The sequence below is a fragment of the Bradyrhizobium sp. USDA 4501 genome (assembly GCF_054062115.1).
In genome coordinates this window covers 4,876,844-4,896,321 of sequence record NZ_JBSSEX010000001.1, presented here as the reverse complement: position 1 = coordinate 4,896,321, position 19,478 = coordinate 4,876,844, and the positions used below count along the sequence as shown (strand labels likewise).

Genomic DNA, 19,478 nt, shown 5'->3' with positions numbered 1-19,478 from the left:
CCGCGGCGCCGCCCACAATCATAATACTCTGCGCTTCGGGGTAGGAATCCCGTGCCAAGCCGCGCGCGTGCCGAATCCTTCGGATATGCGGGGACGAAAGTGATGATCGATGCCGCGAGCGCTGAAAATGACCGGGAAAGCTGCCGAGTCGGTGCAGGTTCGCGATTATAGCGCTGCCCAGTTAAAACGGCGCCCTATAGTTAGGTAGTCCGCCGCGGCCAAATCGGCTGGATTGAGCAGTCGACGCGCGTCGAATACCGCCTTGCCGGCAACTTGCATCGAGGCGAGTTCGCCGTATTCCTGTGTCCGAGTCACGATGATGACGATCTCGGCCCACTCGACATCGCGCCGCCAGTCAGACGAGAACCGAATGCGGTTCGCCGCGCTGCCAATGGCGAGCTTGACGTTTTCCGTCGCGAGCGGATCGTAACACCTGATGTCCGTTTCGGCCCGTAGAAGATCGTGAACGATCTTGATTGGGGCGGATTCTCGAACGTCATCTGTGTCCGGTTTGAAGGAAAGGCCGAGAACAAGGGTTCGTCTTCCGAACAGAGTGCCGAGCTTCCGCTCAAGGGTAGAGACGATCTGGCCCGGCTGGGCGGCGTTCACATCGAGAACAGCATTTAGCACGTTCATTGGGAGGCCAATATTCTCGCCTTGGGTGCGCAGCGCCTGTACATCCTTTGGAAAGCACGCGCAGCTCGGAGGATATTTAGCCCGAGCCAACGATCCGCCTCCAGGAAATACCGTGATCTGGCACGGACTATCGCGGCTGACCGACATCGAACTGGGAGCTGCGATCGAGGCAAAAATTATGGGTAATTGAAAGCGTCGTCGTAGGCGTACGGTGATCGTGCGCGCGTACGAATGTCCTCACGGCTCGCGATGATTCGTGTGAAAACCACCATATGCGGCCGCCCGCGTGACGAGGCTTTATCGAAACATCACCACGCGGAGGCTGATGTCATTTGAGGCCCTTCTTCGTATTCGAGAGCTTCTCGCCTGCGCCCCCCTGGGTCGCTGCGCCACCACTGGACAGCAGCTTTGCCCTGTCGCCGCTCTTGAACGTGAAGGTGTCGGCTCCGGCGCTGATACCATTCCATACCACCGGTTCGGCGAGTGAGAGCAGCCAGAGCCCTTGAAACCCCGATGCAGCGTTGAGCTGCCCCGTCCATACGGTCGTCGATCCGCAACCGCCGAAGTTGACCGTGAAGCCGATCGCCGTACCTTGATTGGTCTGAGCGAGCCAGCCAGTCATCGCCTGGGGCACGCCATCATCGCAGCTACTGCTTGCGTTGTTCGTGTACGTGCCGGAGATCGCACCTGTACTCTGGTCGTAGCTGTTAACGGCCAGAGTTGAGCCGTATTGGTTGGTCCAGGTCCAGATGGGTTGCGCCTTTGCCGGTGCTGCCAGTAGCAGCCCAAGGCACACCAACGCCACCCATCGCATCAGTTTCCAGTTCTGTTGAGACATCGTCGCCTCCATAGCGCTCCGGGAGGGGAGCCGATCATCCATAAACTGACCTTGCTAGACATGCCATCTATAAGCGATTAGTGGATGGCTACTACCATAAATGGTGGTTGACGTGGGCTCGAATCTTGGGCTGACGTTTCACAGCGCAATCGATCCTGCCTTAAGAACGTGCGCGGTCGTATGCTTCATCATGCGTCTTCAAGGGTTCAGGCTTGAAATCGACCGAGGAGGCGTCGGCGACAAAACGAGTCAGAAAACAGGCTTCCGATCGCCATGATCCCGTGCGTGCAACGACGTCTGAAACCCTTGTCGTGTTGCAATTGTGACGAGCTTCGGCGCTTGGGCGACTAACATCATTGCGTGAGGTGCATCTCGCGTCATGGCTGCCTGCGTCTGGGGCGTTTTGCGCTTCTGGCGCATTTCTTCATCGTCATCCCCGCGATGAATTCTTCCTGCGTTTAGGTGCCTAACCAAGCGCGCTCCAATTGCTCAAGTCGAGAACGAGTGGGACGAGGCTCTCGCTGCGAACATGCCGATCGCGCTCCCGTTCAGGGCCGAGGCTTCGCCGAGGTCCGAACTTCTCTCGAATGTCCTGGGCGTCGTTCGCAGAGTCCGAGCGCGGGCTCACCCGTGAACCGCAGCCTGAGAGCTGCCTCTGGCGAAAAGGCGAGGGTCACTGGGGTTGCAAGCGCACTGGTCGCTGAACAGGTTGAGCTGTTGCTGATGAGCGCGGCTGCTGGCGTCAAAGAAAGCTGTGCTTGCGCATAGGCCTACCAGGCGGCGGCTATGATCCGGCTGCCACAGACGGCGTAGCGGCCTTCGAAAGACAGCGCGCCGGGCACGGTCACAAACGCGCGAAAATGCCAGTCGGCCGGCGCCAGGCTGATGTGCATCTTCTGGAAATCAATGATCTGGCCGCACAACGGATAGAAGGCCTTATAGGCGGCTTCCTTCAGACAAAAGTGGAGGGTGAGCCAATCTGTATCGCCCGGCCGCCAGCCTTCGAGATGATGCCGCTCGTCGGCCCGCAGGATGACGTCGGCCAATTCAGGACCAACTGCACCGATAACCTCGATATCCACCCGATCGATCTGAAAGCGGTGCGTCGGGCCGCGACCGCAAAGCAAAGCGAGCTATCGTGACTTACGCTGCCGAGCGCGCCCGCCGGCCAAACGGGCGACCTGTCCGGTGCGCTGGGGATCGCGACGGTCGGGAACCCAAGTTGCGAAAGCGCGCACCGTGCACAGTATCGTCCCGCGGCGAATTCGCGACGCCGCTTTTCTACGGCACCCGCGACAGCATTCTCCTCGCCGGGAAACAGCGGGTAGTTCGCGCCGTTAAAACTCATGGTCGCTACACCGACCGGGCGCGGAAACAGCTTTCCCAGGAGCTCGGCGCAGGTGTCCGCCGGCGTCTGCGCGCCGAACTCGTCGGATGCGGCGTCTTGTGAGTTCAATTGATAGTTCTCCCTATCGATTGCTCCAGTCGAAGGCATCGACCCCAGTGACTCTTCGACCGCCCGGCTGTGCACGAGCGCAGGCCGGACGGTGCGACTTGTATCGGACCCCGGCGAGTGAATCTGCTTCGCTTGATGCGCACGACGGGTTTCGCGCACGCTGTGATCGGTGGTTGGCTGCGCGATCGTGTCCTCGAGCCGCATTTTAGCGATCCTCGTTTCGCCGATCTATGCCGCGCTCGCCGCTGCCCCGTCCGAACGACTGGGTTCCGACCCTACCGTATCGACTTATTTCGTTGTGCGTATCATTCGGTCCTTTAATTGCGGTTTGTTGTCAAGCTTGCCTTTCCCGCGGTGAAGCCGTGGTCCGAGAAACAACTGTCGATGATCTCGAGCGGCTCGAGATCGAGTGCCGTCAATCGAACAACCGGCCAGCGCGTCGCACCGGTCCGACGCACCACCTCGATCGCGATCGGAGGCAGAGGGACTTCTTTTTTGCCTGCAGCCTTGCTGCCGCGCATTCTCTTCAAATCGACGATTGATACGAGCGATAGCGTTTGTCGTGGAGATCTCACGGCAAGTCGCAAAGGCTCGCTTGCGCGAAACTCGATGGAAGTCGACAGTGACGGATCCGGGATAGGGGACGACGTGGGAACGTTTGCGACCCGATCATGGACTGAAGCTCGATGTGCCATCTTACAATCTGGCCGAACTCACCGCTGACGAAGCAGCCGCGAGCTCGGAGAGGGGGGCTCGCATTGTTTGCAGCAGTTATTGCGAGCATGTTCGCAGCTGTCGCTGCATGGGAGATAATGCGTTGATCGCTTGGTCCGGTAAACGATAGGTGGTGCATCCCTCGGAGGTGCTCGAGCTAGATCTGCATGTTGGGCCTCTGCTAATTGCCATACCATACAGCGTGACTACTATGACTGATGCGTTGCTGCCTGCGGAAGTGGTCGGTTGCACTGCGGAAAGTATCCTGTCGCGAGGATCAGGGCGATCTTTGGCAATGTACAAGCTGATAGTGCTGTCTGTCGTTGTGACTTTGGCGTCGCTGCCGATCATTACTGTCACGCTCTCTGTTCAAAGTGTCGGTACTATTCGTCCCACAGTTGAGAAGACTCCCCTGATTGCGCCGCTTTCCGGGCGCATCTCCCGTGTTCTTGCCGTCGAGAACGATCGCGTTGCACAAGGCCAAGAGATCCTAGTTCTCGACGACAAGGTCATTGGATGAGAGGCTGCGATCTGAGCCTCAGCCTCAGGGCGTCATAGATGCGGTGAGATGTTTCTCGCTCGAGCCGATCACCCAGCGACCCAAAGCGCCGCGGCTGACCGGAACGCCAGCGCGTTAGAAGGCCTGCGCCAAGCGGTAGAGCGGCGTGCCATCGACATATTTATGAACCACCGCGAACGTTTAGGCCGTGTCAACGCTGCCCGGCAGCGGCAGCATCGGCACGGTCACGACAGGGGTATTGATCCCGGTGCGATCGCAATGGCAGCACGCATATTTGAAGCGTACGTTCTGTAAAACCGTCGCCCTCACTTCGACATGAAGTTGCTCGGTGACAGCCTCGCCCATACGATGCATCTGGCCACGGCAGCAAGGACACGCCTTCTGATCGTCGGGCAGGTCATACTCGACGCGCTCACGCGGTAGGTTCGCCGGCAGCGGCCTGCGGTCGCGCTTCTTTCCGGTTGTGTTTTCGACGGGTGGCAAGCCCGTGTCCGGAAGTTCGGCGATATTGTTCGTTTCACTGCCGGCGTCATCCTCATCGGCGGCCTGCTCGGCTTCATCGAAGAGACGATCGACATGCTTTTCGTTGCGTGGCGCAAAACGATGGAGGCGTGCCAGCGCCAGTTCTTCCTCGAGTTTGACGACGCGGTCGGCGAGTTGATGGTTCTCCGCCTGCAGCGCAGCAATGCGCGCCAACAGCACTTCAATACTCGGATCGCCGGTTCGATTCATCGGAATCTTGAATCTGAACCGTGCCGACGCGTCAATCGCTCAACTCGAGAGCTCAGCCGGCAACCTGATATTGCCGCACCGGATGGCGGACCATCGCATCGATATTGATGCCGTCAAAGGATCCAGTGCAATTGCTCGGTCGTAAGCCGGACGATCGCCGCCTGGCGGCGCGGCCATCGGAACTTATCCTCGGTCAGCCGCTTCAGACACAAAGCCGGACCGGTCGAAGAACGGCAACTTCATCCGGTCGCAACGGCGATTGCAGAACGCAAAAACCGCCGGAGTGAATGGATCGAGCGCCATCGTCTCCTGGACCAGGACCGCAAGGCTGTTGATGCCAGCCCGAAAGTCGATCGGTTCACGGTGCAGATAGACCGTAAGCGCCATGGCTCTAGCTTTCAATTACCCACATTTGACGTCGGATTTGAGCGAGGCGCGGCGGGCGAAATCTTGAATCGGCAGAATCTGTTGTGATTCATTGTTGAGCACCTGATTCGGAAGTGGGGTGCTCGATGGGGTTGGTGAAGGAACGCGCGGAGACGCGTGCTCAGCGATTGACGACCGGTATCGAGACGTGGGTTGATCGAAGCTGCGGGATGATGAGCGGCTTGGTCGCCGGTTCTGCAAGTTGCTCGCACAAGTCGGGAGCGACATGGGTCAAAGCATCCCGTTGGTTTGTCAGGACTGGGCCAACACGAAGGCCGCCTATCGCTTCTTCTCCAATGAGCGGGTCAATGAGGCGGATATTCTTTGCGGTCATTTCGAGGCGACGCGCGGGCGCGTAGCGGCGACGGAGGGACCGATCCTCGTCCTCCATGACACGACGGAATTCAGCTTCAAGCGCGAGAAGCCGGATCTGATCGGCTTTACGGGCAAGACGGCAGGACGCACACAGTGCGGCATCCTGATGCATTCTAGTCTCGCCGTGACGACCGAGGGGCTTCCGCTCGGACTGTCGGCAATCAAGTTCTGGACCCGCAAGAAGTTCAAGGGGACGACGGCGCTGAAGCGAAAGATCAATCCGACACGGGTGCCGATCGAGCAGAAGGAGAGCATCCGCTGGCTCGGGAATTTACGGCAATCGACCGACCTTCTCGCTGCTCCTGGACGATGCGTTCATATTGGTGATCGCGAGAGCGACATCTATGAGCTGTTTTGCCTGGCCGAGGAGGTCGGAACGCATTTCCTGGTGCGAACCTGTGTTGATCGGCTTGCCGGGGACGGCAATCATACAATTGCCGACGAAATGGACGAGGTGACGATCAAGGGTCTACATCGGATCAAGGTCAAGGACGACAAAGGCGATCCCGACGACGCCGTTCTTGAGATCAGGTACCGCAAGATACGCGTCCTGCCGCCGATCGGCAAACAGACGAAATATCCCGCACTCACTCTGACCGTGATCCACGCTCAGGAGCGGGGAAGGCCGAAGCGGCGAAAGAAAATCGAGTGGAAGCTCCTCACCGATCTCCCGGTCCGATCGCGCAAGGACGCCATCAATAAGATCGACTGGTATGCCTTGAGGTGGAAGATCGAAGTCTTCCATAAGATCCTCAAATCGGGCTGCAAAGCAGAGGACTCAAAATTGCGAACTGCTGAGCGTCTGGTCAATCTGGTCGCGGTCTTCTGCATTGTGAGTTGGCGCGTCTTCTGGATGACGATGCTCAATCGCTCCTCGCCGAATGTCGTACCGCAAACGGCGCTGACAGATCCCGAAATCAGGCTTCTTGATCATTTTGTGAAAGACAGGGGTGGCGATTGCTCTCGACGAAGCACGCTCTCGCACTATGTCGTCAAGATCGCGCGGCTCGGAGGATATTTAGCCCGAGCCAACGATCCGCCTCCAGGAAATACCGTGATCTGGCGCGGACTATCGCGGCTGACCGACATCGAATTGGGAGCTGCGATCGAGGCAAAAATTATGGGTAATTGAAAGCTCAGCTTGCCGCTTAAAAAAAACCACCCGCCAGCGACCTTCTCGCGGCTTCCGAGTTCTTTCGAGATGCGCCTGCAGCCGCGGAGCGGACTCTGCGCGCGCACCAATGCTTAGCCGGGCTTTGCTGCCTTTAACAACCGTATCCGTCTTCAGCAACCGGCGACAACGAGCTGACCACCGACGCTCGAAAATGCCGTTTTTTTCTGAAGGCGCGTTGCCATCAGAACTGGCCGATCAGGCAATCTTGGGAAAGTACAGGCGACCGCCCCAATCTCGTCGTCACTCATATCACATCCATTGATTCAACTGCTCACCGCTGATGTTGTTGTATCTTGAGATTATCCAATAACTTCGAGCCTTCACTGAACGATCTGGACCAAGATCGCTCTGCCAAGTCCAGATAGCTTTTTAGCAACTCGGAGGCCGTTTTTACCTCGGCAACGACTCTTAGAAAATTGGCGTGATCGTGCAAAGAGGAAGCAGTCAACCTCAAACTGTCCTTCAAAGCCGCCGCGAAGAAGTTTGTCGTTGCTTCGATCGACTTCTGCCATTCTGGAAACACGAATGAAGCGCGCGTGGCTGTCGTCGACTCCTTAGTATGTTCGGCGGCGCCACTTGGCCCAGCAGCCGATGCTTGGGCCACTTGCGGCCCTTGTTGTGTGCGGCGTTTCTCGTCTTCAGCTACGGTCGATGCCATTGCTTTCCTCTCTGAACTGTAAAGTTGTGATTAACCCGCAGAAGATAGCACGACCTTCAATATCCGACACCCGCCACTTTTTGTAGCTTCGATCGCAAGGACCTGACTTGACGACGAAATACAACGTGAGCAGTGCTGGCCGCGAATTATTCAGTCTGCCAGATTCCGGTAATTGTCCCGATGGCAATTCTGCGGCGATAGTAACGCGAGCCGAGGGGAAGCAGATCGCTGATCGCCGAGTTGTGTCGGTCGCGAACGGCAGGCCGCCACAATGGCGTACCGCGCTCAATCAGCGATTGGTTCGAGAGGCAGGAGCAGCAGGTTGATGCGAGATCGGTTGCATGGGGCGAGTTCAAGGGGAGCTCGATTTGGATGGCCGAGACTGTGTGGTGGATTTTGCGAAAATTGATGCGCAAGGATAGCGCTCATGCGGTCATTGGTCATGCTTTGAGGTTCCGGGGCTATGTCGCGGAGAGTAGGGTTTCCAGATGGGGAAAACATCCGAAATGGCATGTCGCAAAGGCGTATAGGGGCTAAGCGGCACCTCCCTGGGTAAAAGCAGATGGATAGAACTAGAAGTTTCGATAGACCTCGACTGTGAGACCTTACCGGGCGATCTCAGAGAGAGGATCGCCTTGCAGTCCAAACGGCGCTGTCAAATGCGGTGCCAAGGCTGATGCACTCGCTCAGAGATATGAAAGTGATGCGTGATGAGCCGCTGCAGTCGCCTATAACGCGGGCCGTGAAAGCTGGCCGAGAGAGGCAGCAGCGCCAGGGGAGACTCGACTGCCGCTTATTGAGGAGCAGCCGCAAAGGACGGTGTGAGGTGGTCGTTGATCCTCGATGGCAGATCAATCCGGTCCACTTCAGTCTCGGGCTCGGGTCTTGTCCCCCAGTGATGGTGTTGCTCGGTAGCGTAAAGCTGCGCGCAACGGCTACCGCGACCGGACCTGGGAGATCCTCGCCGGCGCGGTCGAGCTTCGTCTCCCCAAGCTGCGCAAGGGGTTCCTATTTCCCCGGCTTTTTAGAGCCGCGCCGGATGGCCGAGAAGGCGCTCATCGCCGTGGTCCAGGAAGCCTATGTGCAAGGCGTCTCAAACCCGCTCGGTGGACGAATTGTCCAGGTCATGGGGATTAGATTAGCAGGATCTCCAAGCGCCAGGTCTCGCGGCTGTGAGCGGAGATCGACGACAAGGTGAAGGCATTCCTCGCTCGCCCGATCGAGAGCGACTGGCCCTATCTGTGGATCGACACCACCTACGTAAAGGTGCGCCAGAGGGGCGCAATCGCGTCGGTCGCGATAACGTCGCGGTCGGCGTCGACAGCGATTGCCGGCGCGAGATTCTCGGTGCTGGCGCGTGCACTTTATGCGTAAGGCGCTGGCCCACGCTGGCAAGAGCGGTCGCCTCTGCCTCCATCGCAACCGCCTTTGGCCAGGACGATGCGGAAGCGCACGGGAGGATCGAGCAGCTGATTTGGACCGATCCAGTGCGCAGATGCGTTCGCGAAAACACGGCGAAATGCGCCTCAATTCGTCTCCAGATTAGCCGAGAGGTCGGGATAGCGCTCCCGAAGCAAATCGAGGAAGGAACGCAGCGATGGATTCGAATTGGCCTGGCGCCAATGTGCGTGGAAGTTCAGCCGCGTCGGCCCGTCGGCATCATGAACCTCGCGGAAGATGACACCCGGATAGGCTGCGCCCGTTGCGCTTTCCAATGCCAGCAAGATGCCCCAGTCTACGCTGACCAGGGTGAGAAGCCGGTCGAGCGACAGATCATGGCGTAGCAACGGGCAAGGATCGTAAGATTTCAATTTGCTGATGAGTAGCTTGTGAAATTCCGGTCCGGGGCCGCGTTGTGACGTCAGAATCGGTTCGCCCATTAGTTCGCCCCAGTGAACCACATCACGGCCTATCAGCCGATGGCTCGCTGGCAGCGCGGCGATTATACGCTCGCTCCAGAGCAACAATGACCTCTCGTTCTCCCCCGCATTGGGCGTGGCTACGAAGGCGACGTCAATGGCTGAGTTGGTGAGGTCGGAAATTAGATGATCGCTCGCTCCATCTACGAGATGCGTTTCGACACCCGGAAAACGGTGCCGGTGCTCAAGGAGCGTGGCTCGTAAATTTCCAGCTGAGAGGGATGTGTGGATGCCGATGGTCAATCGACCGCTCTCGCCGCGCGAGTGGCTCTTGAGGCGAGCCGCGATCCTTTCGGTATCATCCACTATGCGCCGAGCGGCATCGAGGAATTCGTACCCCTCGACGGTCGGGCGGGTGCCGCCTTTTGTGCGCTCGAAAAGCGTGACACCTAACTTGTATTCGAGGTTTCTTAGGCGACGACTAAGGGTAGGCTGCTTGATTCGAAGCGTCTCTGCTGTTTGACGCAAGCTCCGGTGCTGAGACGCGGCGATTGCCCAGCGCAGTTCTCGGAATTCGACTGGTGTGGTTGAAGTACTATGGTGAGTGGCTGTGACCGAGTGCTTCATTGACTGGCTCATCGATTCAGCCCTTGGTTATCTTCGGCTCCGAGCGACCTCAAACTTTCGATTAAATTTCTCCTCCCAGCGATGAACCGATTACCGACCCGCTGGGAGTCGACGTTGTCTATGTGCGAGTGACGTCCGTCGATCGGTAGCGCACGTATTCACCAAAGCTCTCTTCATCAGATCTCGGTAGCTTCACAGCAATGTAGGCAAAAGCGTCAGCGAGAGGCGGATTGTCACATTCATATTGATCCACCGGAACGCCTAGTTCGCCTACCAGGTCTCCCCGATGCTTCTCACTTCGGCTTCAGCATCCTCTTGGGGTGCGAGGGCGTCGGGCACGTTATCGTCGGCGGTCGCTCTACAAGCTGTTGAGAGCACCGATCCTGCTGGCACCAGAGTTTCAAGATGCCTGGAAAGTTCATGCCGAGTTGCCTAACTGTTCCGCTCGGCTGCTCGCCCGCGGTCGCGTTGTCGTGGCTTCCTGCGCGTCGCCTGTTCCTCTCCAGCATGTGGTGACCATATCGTGGGACTGTCGCATCGTACCGGAACCTGTCTGAAGCTTCCCGCTCGACCTGTTAAGCTGCCAGCAGAGCGAAGGCGATTCTGCTGATCCTCTGGCAGCGTCTTCAAGTCTTGCAGCGGCAGTACGCGTCGAACCGTCCGCCCATATCGAGCAGCACTTTGCACTCGTCCCTCCTGCCGCGAGGTTGCCACCTTCGAACACGACATCGGGTTTCACAGGCCATTGCCGGTCCCAAACAACAGAAGTCCTGCTACGCGGCGATAGCTCGCCTGCCGGAGCGATCGGCGCGTAGCCGGCGAACTTAGGATCGATGATATCCACTTTCTCAGTGTAAGCACCAACCGTCAGCGCATTCCACGCCTGTGCCGGATCGTCGATAGCCTCGAGATCATTGCGTGTGAGGTGATCAGCAGGCGTCAGATCCTCGGCGATGTTTCCCGCGGACAGGATAATCAGACGCCGCTGATCCTCCTCAAAGCAGAGTTGGTCGACCGCCGCTGACCACGATGTCGGTCGCTCACGCGCCGGGTTTGCGCTGGTAACCGCCATAGCTATGGCCCGGCGCCGCGTCGGCGCCTGGATCTCGGCGCGAGCAATCGCCTCTCCGGTGACCGCTCCATAGAGTTCAGGATCGTTCGCCTCGTCCTCGGGCGGCAGAATACGAACGCTCTCCAGTCGGTAAGGCAAGGCAATCGGATCGCTTCCGACGAGCAGAGGGACAAGGTCGCCATAGAGCCCGACACCGGCCATCCGCGTCCCGTGACCTTGCCACGCCGGGGTGTCATCGCAGCCCCAGGTAGGCTTGATTGTGTGGCAGTCTTCCGCGGCAAGAGCGGGTTCGATCAAGGGATGAGTTCGACGCACACCGCTGTCAAGAACAAACCGCGACATCGTTGTCCGGTGGCGCCACGCGTTCGAGCAGTTCATCACTCCAATCCCGCTGCTCGGCGCCCCCGAGGCCGATGAAGAAGGATGGCGTATCCTTCGCGCGTCGCAACTCGGCCACGACATCACTGTGAGCAACAAGCCGATCCAGTGTTGCCACGCTAGCGAGCGCAAGCATGACCTCTCGCTCGGGAAACTTGACAGCATGTGCGCGCAGGGTGATGTCCAGCGCTTGGGCTATGCGCTCGAAATTCTCTCGGCGCCCTTTGCGCAGCCAAATCTCCCACCAGACCTGTTCGTTCGGTTGCTGCGGGAAAAGCGCATCTTCGTCGGTGTACAGTGATCGTGCCGTTGCCAGACGCACGGTCTGAATCCGCGACACAAGCGGCTCGTTTCGCGGCCTTCCTTTCTTGGTGTCAGAGTCGCGATAGGCCTCGACCTTCCGCAGATAGTAGTTCTCCGCTTGTTGCGGAACGAAAACGGAAGCGCGCAGCGGCTTCCCTTCTCCTACCGGTTCATGAACTGCGACAACTTCCATCTTCTGCCGTCGATCGGCTAACTGATCTAGAGCGATGCGCTCGCGAACCGGCAATTCGATATCGAGATAAAACCCTGGCCCCCCTACCGCCAGGTCGAGTTCGCGAGCGTCGATCTGCACGCGAGCCGCCTGAATGGCCTGTCCAACAGACTGGATCAATGCCGCTGCATGGCCCGCACGATCGCGTTCAGGTACTGCAGGCGGTTCGATTTTCTGCTTGGGCCGCCGATACGGTTCTCGAACACCGTTGTCGCGAAGACGGATATGGGGTCGGTCCCGAGGAAAATTGTCTGCCATTACGACCTGTGCTGTCGCTAATCAGACAGCGAGGCCCGTCGGCGCTCCATCAGCGCTTGAACGAGCGCCTCCGATGTTATCCGTTTCCCGCCCCGCAAGAGTATCGTTTTGGCCGCGTCGTCCACTGTTCTTACAATTTCGGCCTGAGATAAATTGTGCGCTTGCTCGACGGCCTGGCTCCAGGTGACACCGCGAGTGTCAAAACGGTCGAGGCGCGCCTGCAGCAAGGCCTGAGTCAGGACCGAGTCAGGCAACGCGTATTCAATGACATCGTCGAAACGACGGAAGAGCGCCTTGTCCAACAGCTCGGGATGGTTGGTCGCAGCTACGACGAGGCCGTGGCTTTCATCCTGCTCCAGGAATTGCAGGAAGGAGTTCAAGACACGGCGAATTTCGCCGACGTCTTGGCGCTCGCCGCGCCGGGCGCCGATCGCGTCGAACTCGTCGAAGAAGTAGACCCCGCGTGTTGCCTGCATGGCGTCGAAGACGAGCCGTAGCTTTCCAGCCGTCTCGCCCATGAACTTCGTGATCAGACCATCCAGGACGATGGTGAACAATGGGAGGTGGAGTTCGCCGGCCAAGGCGGCCGCCGTCATCGTCTTGCCCGAGCCAGGCGGTCCCACAAGCAGTAATTTGCGGCGCGGCTTCAGACCGTGCTCACGTAGGTTCTGCTGCTGCCTTTGTTCAATCAGCACACGATCGAGCCGAAGCCGCAATTCGTTCGGTAGAACCATGTCGGTCAGACGCAGGTCCGGATAACCGGCGTGCAGCAGCCCGGCCAATTCGCCTTTCGGCTGGACCAAGGGAACTGGCCGCGCCGTTTTGGTCAGTGCAGCGCCGGCTATCTTGGCCTGGTCAATCAGCTCTTTCAGTTCCTGCGCCAGCTTGCCATGACCCTGCCGGGCCTCATGCGCGGCAAGCTGCATTGCGGTGGCGAGGAAACGCTCCCCGTCACCGGCAATGTGGCTCTTCAGCAAACTGACAATGTGACGAGCGGTCGACATGGGTCTTCAGTCTAATTGATTAATGCCGGCCTGGTTGCATTTGCCAGCATTGTCCACTTTAACGTTTTGGCAACCGATTGTACCTGAAATTCGTGTCTATTCCCTTGCGATTCCTCACAAATCCCGCCCGCAGCCAGAAAGCTCTAGCATTTCTGGCTGCCTGCCGCCAGCTACGGCCGCCTCAGCGCTCACTCAGAACACAGTCGGTCGCGCCCAATTGAAGTTTTATGCGCGAATCAGACGTCGGTCTCTTCGCCCAAAAGCGGCGGCCTTGCCACACTTGGGTCGCCTCGTGGAACGAAGCTGCCAATCAGATGTACTCGCGCGGTGAAACGCGGACGTGGCACGGATGCATCATGTCTCGACACGATGCAACTCATGCCGAGGGCCGGGACTGTGAATGGAAAACAGGCACTAAGCGCGGACAACGGAGGCCAGTGGGCTACTCCATCCCGCCGGTTCGATTCTGATCCTGCGCGCTTGCAAGTCGTTATGCACGGCGTCGATGAAGCGCGCGTTCATATCTTCGTCGAGATCACGTCTGACGATATTTGGATTCCCGCCCCAGCTGCCTCCTGAGCAGCTCGGCGCAGCATCCTTTCAGCGTCGACCGCGAGGATCAAAGCTGCTGCGGCTGCGAGGTCAGGAAGCGTTGAATAGTCAACCCGCTTGCGGCTTCGATAAAATTCCGCATGTTCGAACCAACCGTGCAGGATCCAATTGTCGGAGCCCTGTTCAACTTTGCGTCGGAGTACAATGCTGGTGCCCTTTAAGTGCGTAGCATTGACCAGCGCGACCGCTTCCCGACCATCGAATCCTCCGATTGTCAGACGTTTGGGACCCACGGATAGCTAGAAAAATCGCGATTGTCCCCGACAATGCGCAATCCCTCGGGGTAGCGAGGGAACAACTTGTGTGCATCGTCTGTCCAACCGCGAAAGATGTCGTACGGAGAAACACCGCCCCATTTGGAGAACCCCGCCACCCACCGACCATCCATCGGGCGCAAACCGTTCGGAGTAAAATCCGGCATCTCGGCAGGTGGGGCCAAGTTATTTTGGCGCCCATTGGACTGAGGATGGCGAGACAATATCGGATCGTTAACGTGTCCGCCTCTCGCTCGGTCGTAGATGAGGCGGCAGGGAACCCCTAGGTGTTCATTCAAGTGGATGGGATCGATCCTGAAGCGGTTTGGTTCGTCGGCCCATGCTTTGCAGATAGCTTCATAGGGCGTGAGACCATGCAGGGTCTTAAGGCGTCTGGCGAAGTTGTAAGCATCAAGGAAGGCAGCGAGGTGATCTTCCAATTGCTCGTGGGTCTCGTAGTGGTATCGCCGGACTATTGCCTCCTTGAGCGTGCGGTTCATTCTCTCGACCTGACCGTTAGTCCAAGGATGATTGGGCTTGGTCAGGCGATGCTCGATGCCGTGTCCCAGGCAGACCCGGTCGAAGGGATGGCCGCGCCAGCTTGCAGTGGCGCCATCACGATTCTTAGGCAGGGCGGCGAACTGGATACCGTTGTCGGTTAGTACAGTGTGGATCCGGAAAGGGACGGCCGCCACCAGTTCTTCGAGGAAGGCCCTGGCTGCTGCACCCGTGGCCTTCTTCACCAGCCGGGCGAAGGCGTATTTGGCGGTCCGGTCCACCGCCACGAAGAGATAGAGTTTGCCTTCCTCGGTGCGGACCTCAGCGATATCGATGTGGAAGTAGCCAATGGCGTAGCGCTTGAAGGGGTGCCTGGCGGGCTTGTCGCCGGCGATCTCGGGTAAGCGGCTGATCCCGTGACGTTGCAGGCAGCGGTGCAAGGACGAGCGCGTGAGATGCGGGATCGTCGCCTGCAGCGCATAGAGACAGTCATCCAAAGGCAGGAGCGTGTGCTTGCGGAAGGCGACGACCATCGCCTCTTCCTCGGCAGAAAGCACGGTCGAGCGCACGGTCTTTGGCCCCATCGGCGCATCGTGGACAAAGGTGCGCTTACGCCACTTGGCGACCGTCTTTTGGTTGAGCCCGTGCTGGGCGGCGAGCTCTTTGAGCGGAGCCTTCGATCGCTGTATTGCCGCTCGGATCGCGCGCGTGGTCGTGGCGCTGCCATGGAGTATCTGGCCCATAGGTCCTCCCGGAATGAAGGACCAGTTTGGCTGATTCCCCCACACTCCGGGACCAGACACCTAGGTCGACGATATCGCCGACATCGGATTGGACCCCGGCGAGGAGTGGATGCCGCCGTGATCCATAAAGAGCGCGTTCCGCTATCCATGCTTCTGCCGACCAGACCAGGCCGCGGCTGGTCGGAACGTCGTCGCGGCGCGACAGAAGCTCCTTGAGATGCCGCTTCATCAAAGCATAATCCGCGAGATATTCTGGGCGCCGACTCGTTTCGAGCGCTAGATCGATGTCTCCTACTGCCTCCTCACCTCTCATCAAGCTGCCAAAGACCCAAACCCGTTCGACGTATCGGACCGCATCTGGATCTTGGTGAGCATTAGGACATGGCGCAGGAAATCGTCCAGTACCATCTGCGCCTGAGCCAAAGGTGGCTCAGCACTCATCGCCGGCCTAGACTTCTTCGTGGGCGTCGGTGACTGAGAGACTGAGAAGCGCTCCCGCCTGCATCAGACGAGGGACGCGCAGATGACAAAGCGTCGCCGCCGTTTCGTGCAAACGGTCCCACTAGAACAGCGATTAGAGCAGGAAGCGAAGGGGTCTCCGCGCGGAGGCAAGAGAATTGCCGCCCGATGCCAAATGTGAAGAGGCCTTGCGGAAGGCTCGTCAGAATAAGTAGCGGCATATATGACCGAATGGCTGACATCGCCGGGACTTCGTCCGCCGACGTAGGTTGCCTACTGGGAAACCCGCCGCAAAGCCTTCGCAGCGGCGGAAAGCGTTGTGATCAGCACGATCACGCTATCGAAGATGCGGAGCCCCTGTGACTTACCCGTGGTGCGAACCCACAAGGCGTGGTGCTGTGGATCGTTGCGGCGGCTCATCATGCGGCCCTCGCCTTTCCCGCCCGATCTTTTCTTGCGCCTCGCGTAGCTCCGCCGACCGCAGCACGGCCAACTCACCGATGCGCTGATACGGGCGCGGCATGCCCGAGCAGAATGCTGGACAGAATGTCCGGAGCGCCCAGCGCGGTCGCAGCGATTATGTAGGTGTGTCGCAACGCATGGTCGGCGGTTGGCAGCGTAGAGCGCGCCGGGGCTTGCCTACAGCCCGGGAAAATAGGTCGGGTATGCCTAGCGGTCCGATCAGGCCGCGCAGAACGGCCTCCGCGCGCATTGATACGGACATGCAATACTGCGCAGCCTTGATGGACCTATGCCGCCCCGGATCATTCTGAGCAATGTTGGGATCAGATAGCAGCCGCTGGAGCCGCACCCGGCGCGATGCCTGTATGCGACGCAGGCGCGGCAGAACGGGCAGCTCTATCCTATCGGTCCGTTGAAGCTCTCTCGCCATGACTGTGAGAGCCTAGCGCAACTCGCCGGGACTATGGAAGGCCGTTCCGTGATCTTACGGGACGCCATAGGGCACCGGCCCCCGGGGCTTTGCTGAGGAAAGCGATGGGCGCAACCTCAGCATCGCCCAGCTTGACACACAATTCATCCGTTAGTGGCGACCTAAAGCAAGACGGCATCGCGGGGTGCCATGAACTCTCGCTCCACTTCGGCTGAAGTACCTATCTGCGCTGCTGCTCGTGCCTCTGATGGAAAGATCGTTCAGTGTCCGGTTGATTACACATCTGTCCGGAACCCCAGCACTACAAGTAGTCAGCCTGACAGATCTGTCATTGCTCGTCATCCTGTGATGATGACCGGCGCGACTTCGCCCCGCGCCCCACTTGGACGCGCAGTGTAGGTGAACAAACTCACCGACAGAGCAGACATACAGTCTTACGCTTTGCCGCGTAAACGATTCTGGAATGTCCCACCGCGTATCACTGGCATGGATTCTGCAGACCATAAACGGCATGGAAGCGACATCACGACATCGGCTGTTTGATGTTCGTTGGAATGGTGCGCACGTCGTGTTCGTGAGGTGGTATGCGATCTGGAGTTCTTGTTTGGGCCGCGGCAATTGCACTTGCCGCACGCGGTGTTGCTCATTCTGCGGATCTCGATCCGATGGCGAGGCTCCCGCCTGCGCTGTGGAGCTGGACCGGAGGGTACATTGGCGTGTACGGCGGCGGAGGTTATGGCCGGACATCCTTCAGTGATCCCTACGGCCCATCGATCTATGGTAACGTCGTCAGCACCCCCGTATTCTTGGCCGGAGGCCAGGTCGGCTACAACTGGCAAACGGATAGGTGGATTTTCGGCACCGAACTCGATGCGAGCCATGCTGTCTCCGATGGCACAAACAGCTGCCTTGCCTTCTCGGGCGCCGTTGTTATCGCCACGTGCAAGGCAGGTCCAAACGCCTTTGTCACGGGGACTGCTCGTGTGGGTTACGCCTTCGGCCTAACAGGCCAAACGCTGGGCTACATCAAGGCAGGCATGGCCTGGCAACACAACCGCGGCAACATCGCCAACAACAACGAATTCGAGGGGCGCTTTGCCGGCTTCCCTCAGCATACAACGCAGTTCGATTATAGTCGCTTCGGTTGGACCGTCGGAGTCGGCCTCGAGCAAGCCCTTACACCTGCTTGGTCTGTCAAATTCGAGTACGACTACATGGGCTTCGATGGGACGCGTCTGGCGACCCCGCCGACGGTGCAGTTCCCGCCCCCTGCCATCATTGCCGCTAACACAACCAGCTTGTCCAGCAACTATCACATCGGAAAGATCGGATTGAATTACCATTTCGGCGGCGACACGAGCGGGCCGGCATGGTTCGACGCATCGGCCTATCCGGGACGAGCGGATTCCAAAATGAAGCCTGTTGTCGATACGGGCGACTGGTCGTTCGAAGGGGGCTCGCGGGTCTGGCTCAGCCGGGGAACATTTCAGTGGGACTACACGAATCCGCCGCCGATACCCGGAGATAGCGGCATTCCCAATTCAAGGCTCACCTATCAGGGCTTGGATGGCATTTCCGGCGAGCTCTTCGCACGCCTGGATAGTCCTTGGGGGATATTCCTGAAGGGCAACATCGGCATCGGACGCTTCAACAACGGAAGGATGAACGACGAGGATTCGAGTATCGGCAACATGGCCTATAGCAACACTCTGTCAGATCAGGCCAACGGAAGGTTCATGTACTACACCGCCGATGTCGGTTACGATTTTATGCGCGGTAGCACCTACAAGCTGGGCGCATTTATCGGTGGGACTTACTTCGGCCAGAAGTCGGATTCGATCGGATGCGTGCAGACAGCCTTTCCGTACGGGCCATGCGGGGTTCCGGTCCAGCAAATCATCGGCAGTCAAGATGCCAATTGGGATGCGCTGCGCGTCGGCCTTAGCGCCGAGACTATGCTGTTTGAGGACTGGCGCGTGAGCGCAGATGTTGCTTACCTGCCATGGACCGACTTCAACGGTCGCGATAACCATCTCCTCCGTCCTGAAACAACTTTCTACGAACAGCGCGGGCAAGGCGGCGGAGGCGTACAGATCGAAGGAACGCTGTCGTACTTCCTCAGCAGAAATTTCAGTATTGGCGTCGGCGCTCGGTACTGGGCAATGTGGACCAAGAACGACAGCGATGTCATATTCAACTGCAGCGGCTGCAGCGGCCGAGGCACGCTCATCCAGATCCCTGCACTCGCGAAGTACAGCATGGAGCGATGGGGCACATTCTTAGAGGCGTCCTACAAGTTTGAGTGAATTGGTCTGCAAGCGCGGTTCCCGACCCATAAGTCTTATAGCCAACCTAATCGATGAACAGTGAAAGCCTACAGCGCTTTGACTGGACGGCATCGCTGCTTCAGGGCGAACTGGCCAGGGCGCAGTTTCCGCAGCGTCCATGCCTTCTTATTGGTGAAAAATGAGTGCAGATGAACCGTAGGCAGGCAACCCCAAAGCAGAGATGGTTCTCGCACCTTTATTGCTCCGCAATCATGTTATCTTCAGCTTTGCCGGCCTTGGCAGCCGATGCACCGCAGGCCAATATGCGAATGATGGATTGCGCAACAGTGAAGAACAACGAGCATCGCTTGCTGTGCTTCGATAAAGCGGCTGCATCCCGCATTGCCTAGCAATGCGAAGCTGGAACGTCTTAGAAGTGGCCCTTTGATCTGCCCCCGGCGAATTTACCCATTTGCCGCTAAATTCACTTT

General features: G+C 58.6%; 13 protein-coding genes and 7 pseudogenes. 4 read left to right on the top strand and 16 right to left on the bottom strand.

Translation table 11 applies throughout. From position 1 onward, the window contains the following. Nucleotides 1-165: 165 nt before the first annotated feature. From ACVWZM_RS22225 to ACVWZM_RS22200, 6 genes and pseudogenes are all read right to left on the bottom strand, one after another. Entirely contained in the window at nt 166-636 is a 471-nt protein-coding gene (locus ACVWZM_RS22225; protein WP_456854785.1) for a UDP binding domain-containing protein, read from the bottom strand. A 328-nt stretch (nt 637-964) separates the two neighbouring features. Further along, nucleotides 965-1,474 carry an avidin/streptavidin family protein gene (locus ACVWZM_RS22220; protein WP_456854784.1) on the bottom strand — a complete coding sequence of 170 codons (510 nt, stop codon included), beginning with the start codon at nt 1,472-1,474 and terminating at the stop codon, nt 965-967. Nucleotides 1,475-2,244: 770 nt separating this feature from the next. Then, nucleotides 2,245-2,556 carry a 4'-phosphopantetheinyl transferase superfamily protein gene (locus ACVWZM_RS22215; RefSeq protein ID WP_456854782.1) on the bottom strand — a complete coding sequence of 104 codons (312 nt, stop codon included), beginning with the start codon at nt 2,554-2,556 and terminating at the stop codon, nt 2,245-2,247. A 38-nt stretch (nt 2,557-2,594) separates the two neighbouring features. Beyond that, nucleotides 2,595-2,822: pseudogene (locus ACVWZM_RS22210) on the bottom strand (4'-phosphopantetheinyl transferase family protein); the annotation flags it as partial. Between the two features lie 425 nt (nt 2,823-3,247). Beyond that, a complete protein-coding gene (locus ACVWZM_RS22205; protein ID WP_456856878.1) occupies nt 3,248-3,451 on the bottom strand; it encodes a hypothetical protein in 204 nt (67 codons plus the stop codon). Between the two features lie 25 nt (nt 3,452-3,476). Beyond that, nucleotides 3,477-3,610: pseudogene (locus ACVWZM_RS22200) on the bottom strand (IS6 family transposase); the annotation flags it as partial. Nucleotides 3,611-3,933: 323 nt separating this feature from the next. Between ACVWZM_RS22200 and ACVWZM_RS22195 the strand changes: the two are divergent. Then, nucleotides 3,934-4,158, top strand: a pseudogene (locus ACVWZM_RS22195) (hemolysin secretion protein D); the annotation flags it as partial. Between the two features lies 1 nt (nt 4,159). Here the strand turns inward: ACVWZM_RS22195 and ACVWZM_RS22190 are convergent. Beyond that, nucleotides 4,160-4,896, bottom strand: a pseudogene (locus ACVWZM_RS22190) (transposase); the annotation flags it as partial. A 183-nt stretch (nt 4,897-5,079) separates the two neighbouring features. Then, a complete protein-coding gene (gene tnpB, locus ACVWZM_RS22185) occupies nt 5,080-5,283 on the bottom strand; it encodes an IS66 family insertion sequence element accessory protein TnpB (RefSeq protein WP_456854780.1) in 204 nt (67 codons plus the stop codon). A 265-nt stretch (nt 5,284-5,548) separates the two neighbouring features. Here tnpB and ACVWZM_RS22180 point away from each other — a divergent pair, with 265 nt between their 5' ends. Further along, nucleotides 5,549-6,829: an IS4 family transposase gene (locus tag ACVWZM_RS22180; protein ID WP_456854778.1), complete on the top strand. Its 1,281-nt coding sequence runs from the start codon at nt 5,549-5,551 to the stop codon at nt 6,827-6,829. 313 nt (nt 6,830-7,142) lie between these two features. Here the strand turns inward: ACVWZM_RS22180 and ACVWZM_RS22175 are convergent, their stop codons facing one another. Beyond that, a complete protein-coding gene (locus ACVWZM_RS22175; protein WP_456854777.1) occupies nt 7,143-7,529 on the bottom strand; it encodes a hypothetical protein in 387 nt (128 codons plus the stop codon). Between the two features lie 957 nt (nt 7,530-8,486). On the opposite strand from ACVWZM_RS22175, the pseudogene ACVWZM_RS22170 reads away from it, so the two are divergent. Further along, nucleotides 8,487-8,903 (top strand): annotated as a pseudogene (locus ACVWZM_RS22170) (transposase). Between the two features lie 152 nt (nt 8,904-9,055). Here ACVWZM_RS22170 and ACVWZM_RS22165 read toward each other — a convergent pair. From ACVWZM_RS22165 to ACVWZM_RS22135, 7 genes and pseudogenes are all read right to left on the bottom strand, one after another. Continuing rightward, on the bottom strand, nt 9,056-10,015 hold the full coding sequence (locus ACVWZM_RS22165) for a LysR family transcriptional regulator (protein WP_456854775.1): 960 nt from the start codon (nt 10,013-10,015) through the stop codon (nt 9,056-9,058). A 418-nt stretch (nt 10,016-10,433) separates the two neighbouring features. Then, the gene (locus ACVWZM_RS22160) at nt 10,434-11,384 is read right to left on the bottom strand and encodes a S8 family peptidase (protein WP_456854773.1); all 951 of its coding nucleotides are present in this window, start codon (nt 11,382-11,384) and stop codon (nt 10,434-10,436) included. Nucleotides 11,385-11,409: 25 nt separating this feature from the next. Next, entirely contained in the window at nt 11,410-12,258 is an 849-nt protein-coding gene (locus ACVWZM_RS22155; protein ID WP_456854771.1) for a hypothetical protein, read from the bottom strand. Between the two features lie 17 nt (nt 12,259-12,275). After that, nucleotides 12,276-13,262 carry an AAA family ATPase gene (locus ACVWZM_RS22150; protein ID WP_456854769.1) on the bottom strand — a complete coding sequence of 329 codons (987 nt, stop codon included), beginning with the start codon at nt 13,260-13,262 and terminating at the stop codon, nt 12,276-12,278. A gap of 1,165 nt (nt 13,263-14,427) precedes the next feature. After that, a pseudogene (locus ACVWZM_RS22145) lies at nt 14,428-15,369 on the bottom strand (IS481 family transposase); the annotation flags it as partial. Nucleotides 15,370-15,556: 187 nt separating this feature from the next. Then, a pseudogene (locus tag ACVWZM_RS22140) lies at nt 15,557-15,700 on the bottom strand (hypothetical protein); the annotation flags it as partial. 401 nt (nt 15,701-16,101) lie between these two features. Then, nucleotides 16,102-16,251 carry a hypothetical protein gene (locus ACVWZM_RS22135; RefSeq protein ID WP_456854767.1) on the bottom strand — a complete coding sequence of 50 codons (150 nt, stop codon included), beginning with the start codon at nt 16,249-16,251 and terminating at the stop codon, nt 16,102-16,104. Nucleotides 16,252-17,304: 1,053 nt separating this feature from the next. On the opposite strand from ACVWZM_RS22135, the gene ACVWZM_RS22130 reads away from it, so the two are divergent. Further along, on the top strand, nt 17,305-19,026 hold the full coding sequence (locus ACVWZM_RS22130) for an outer membrane protein (RefSeq protein WP_456854766.1): 1,722 nt from the start codon (nt 17,305-17,307) through the stop codon (nt 19,024-19,026). The last annotated feature ends 452 nt before the right edge of the window (nt 19,027-19,478 follow it).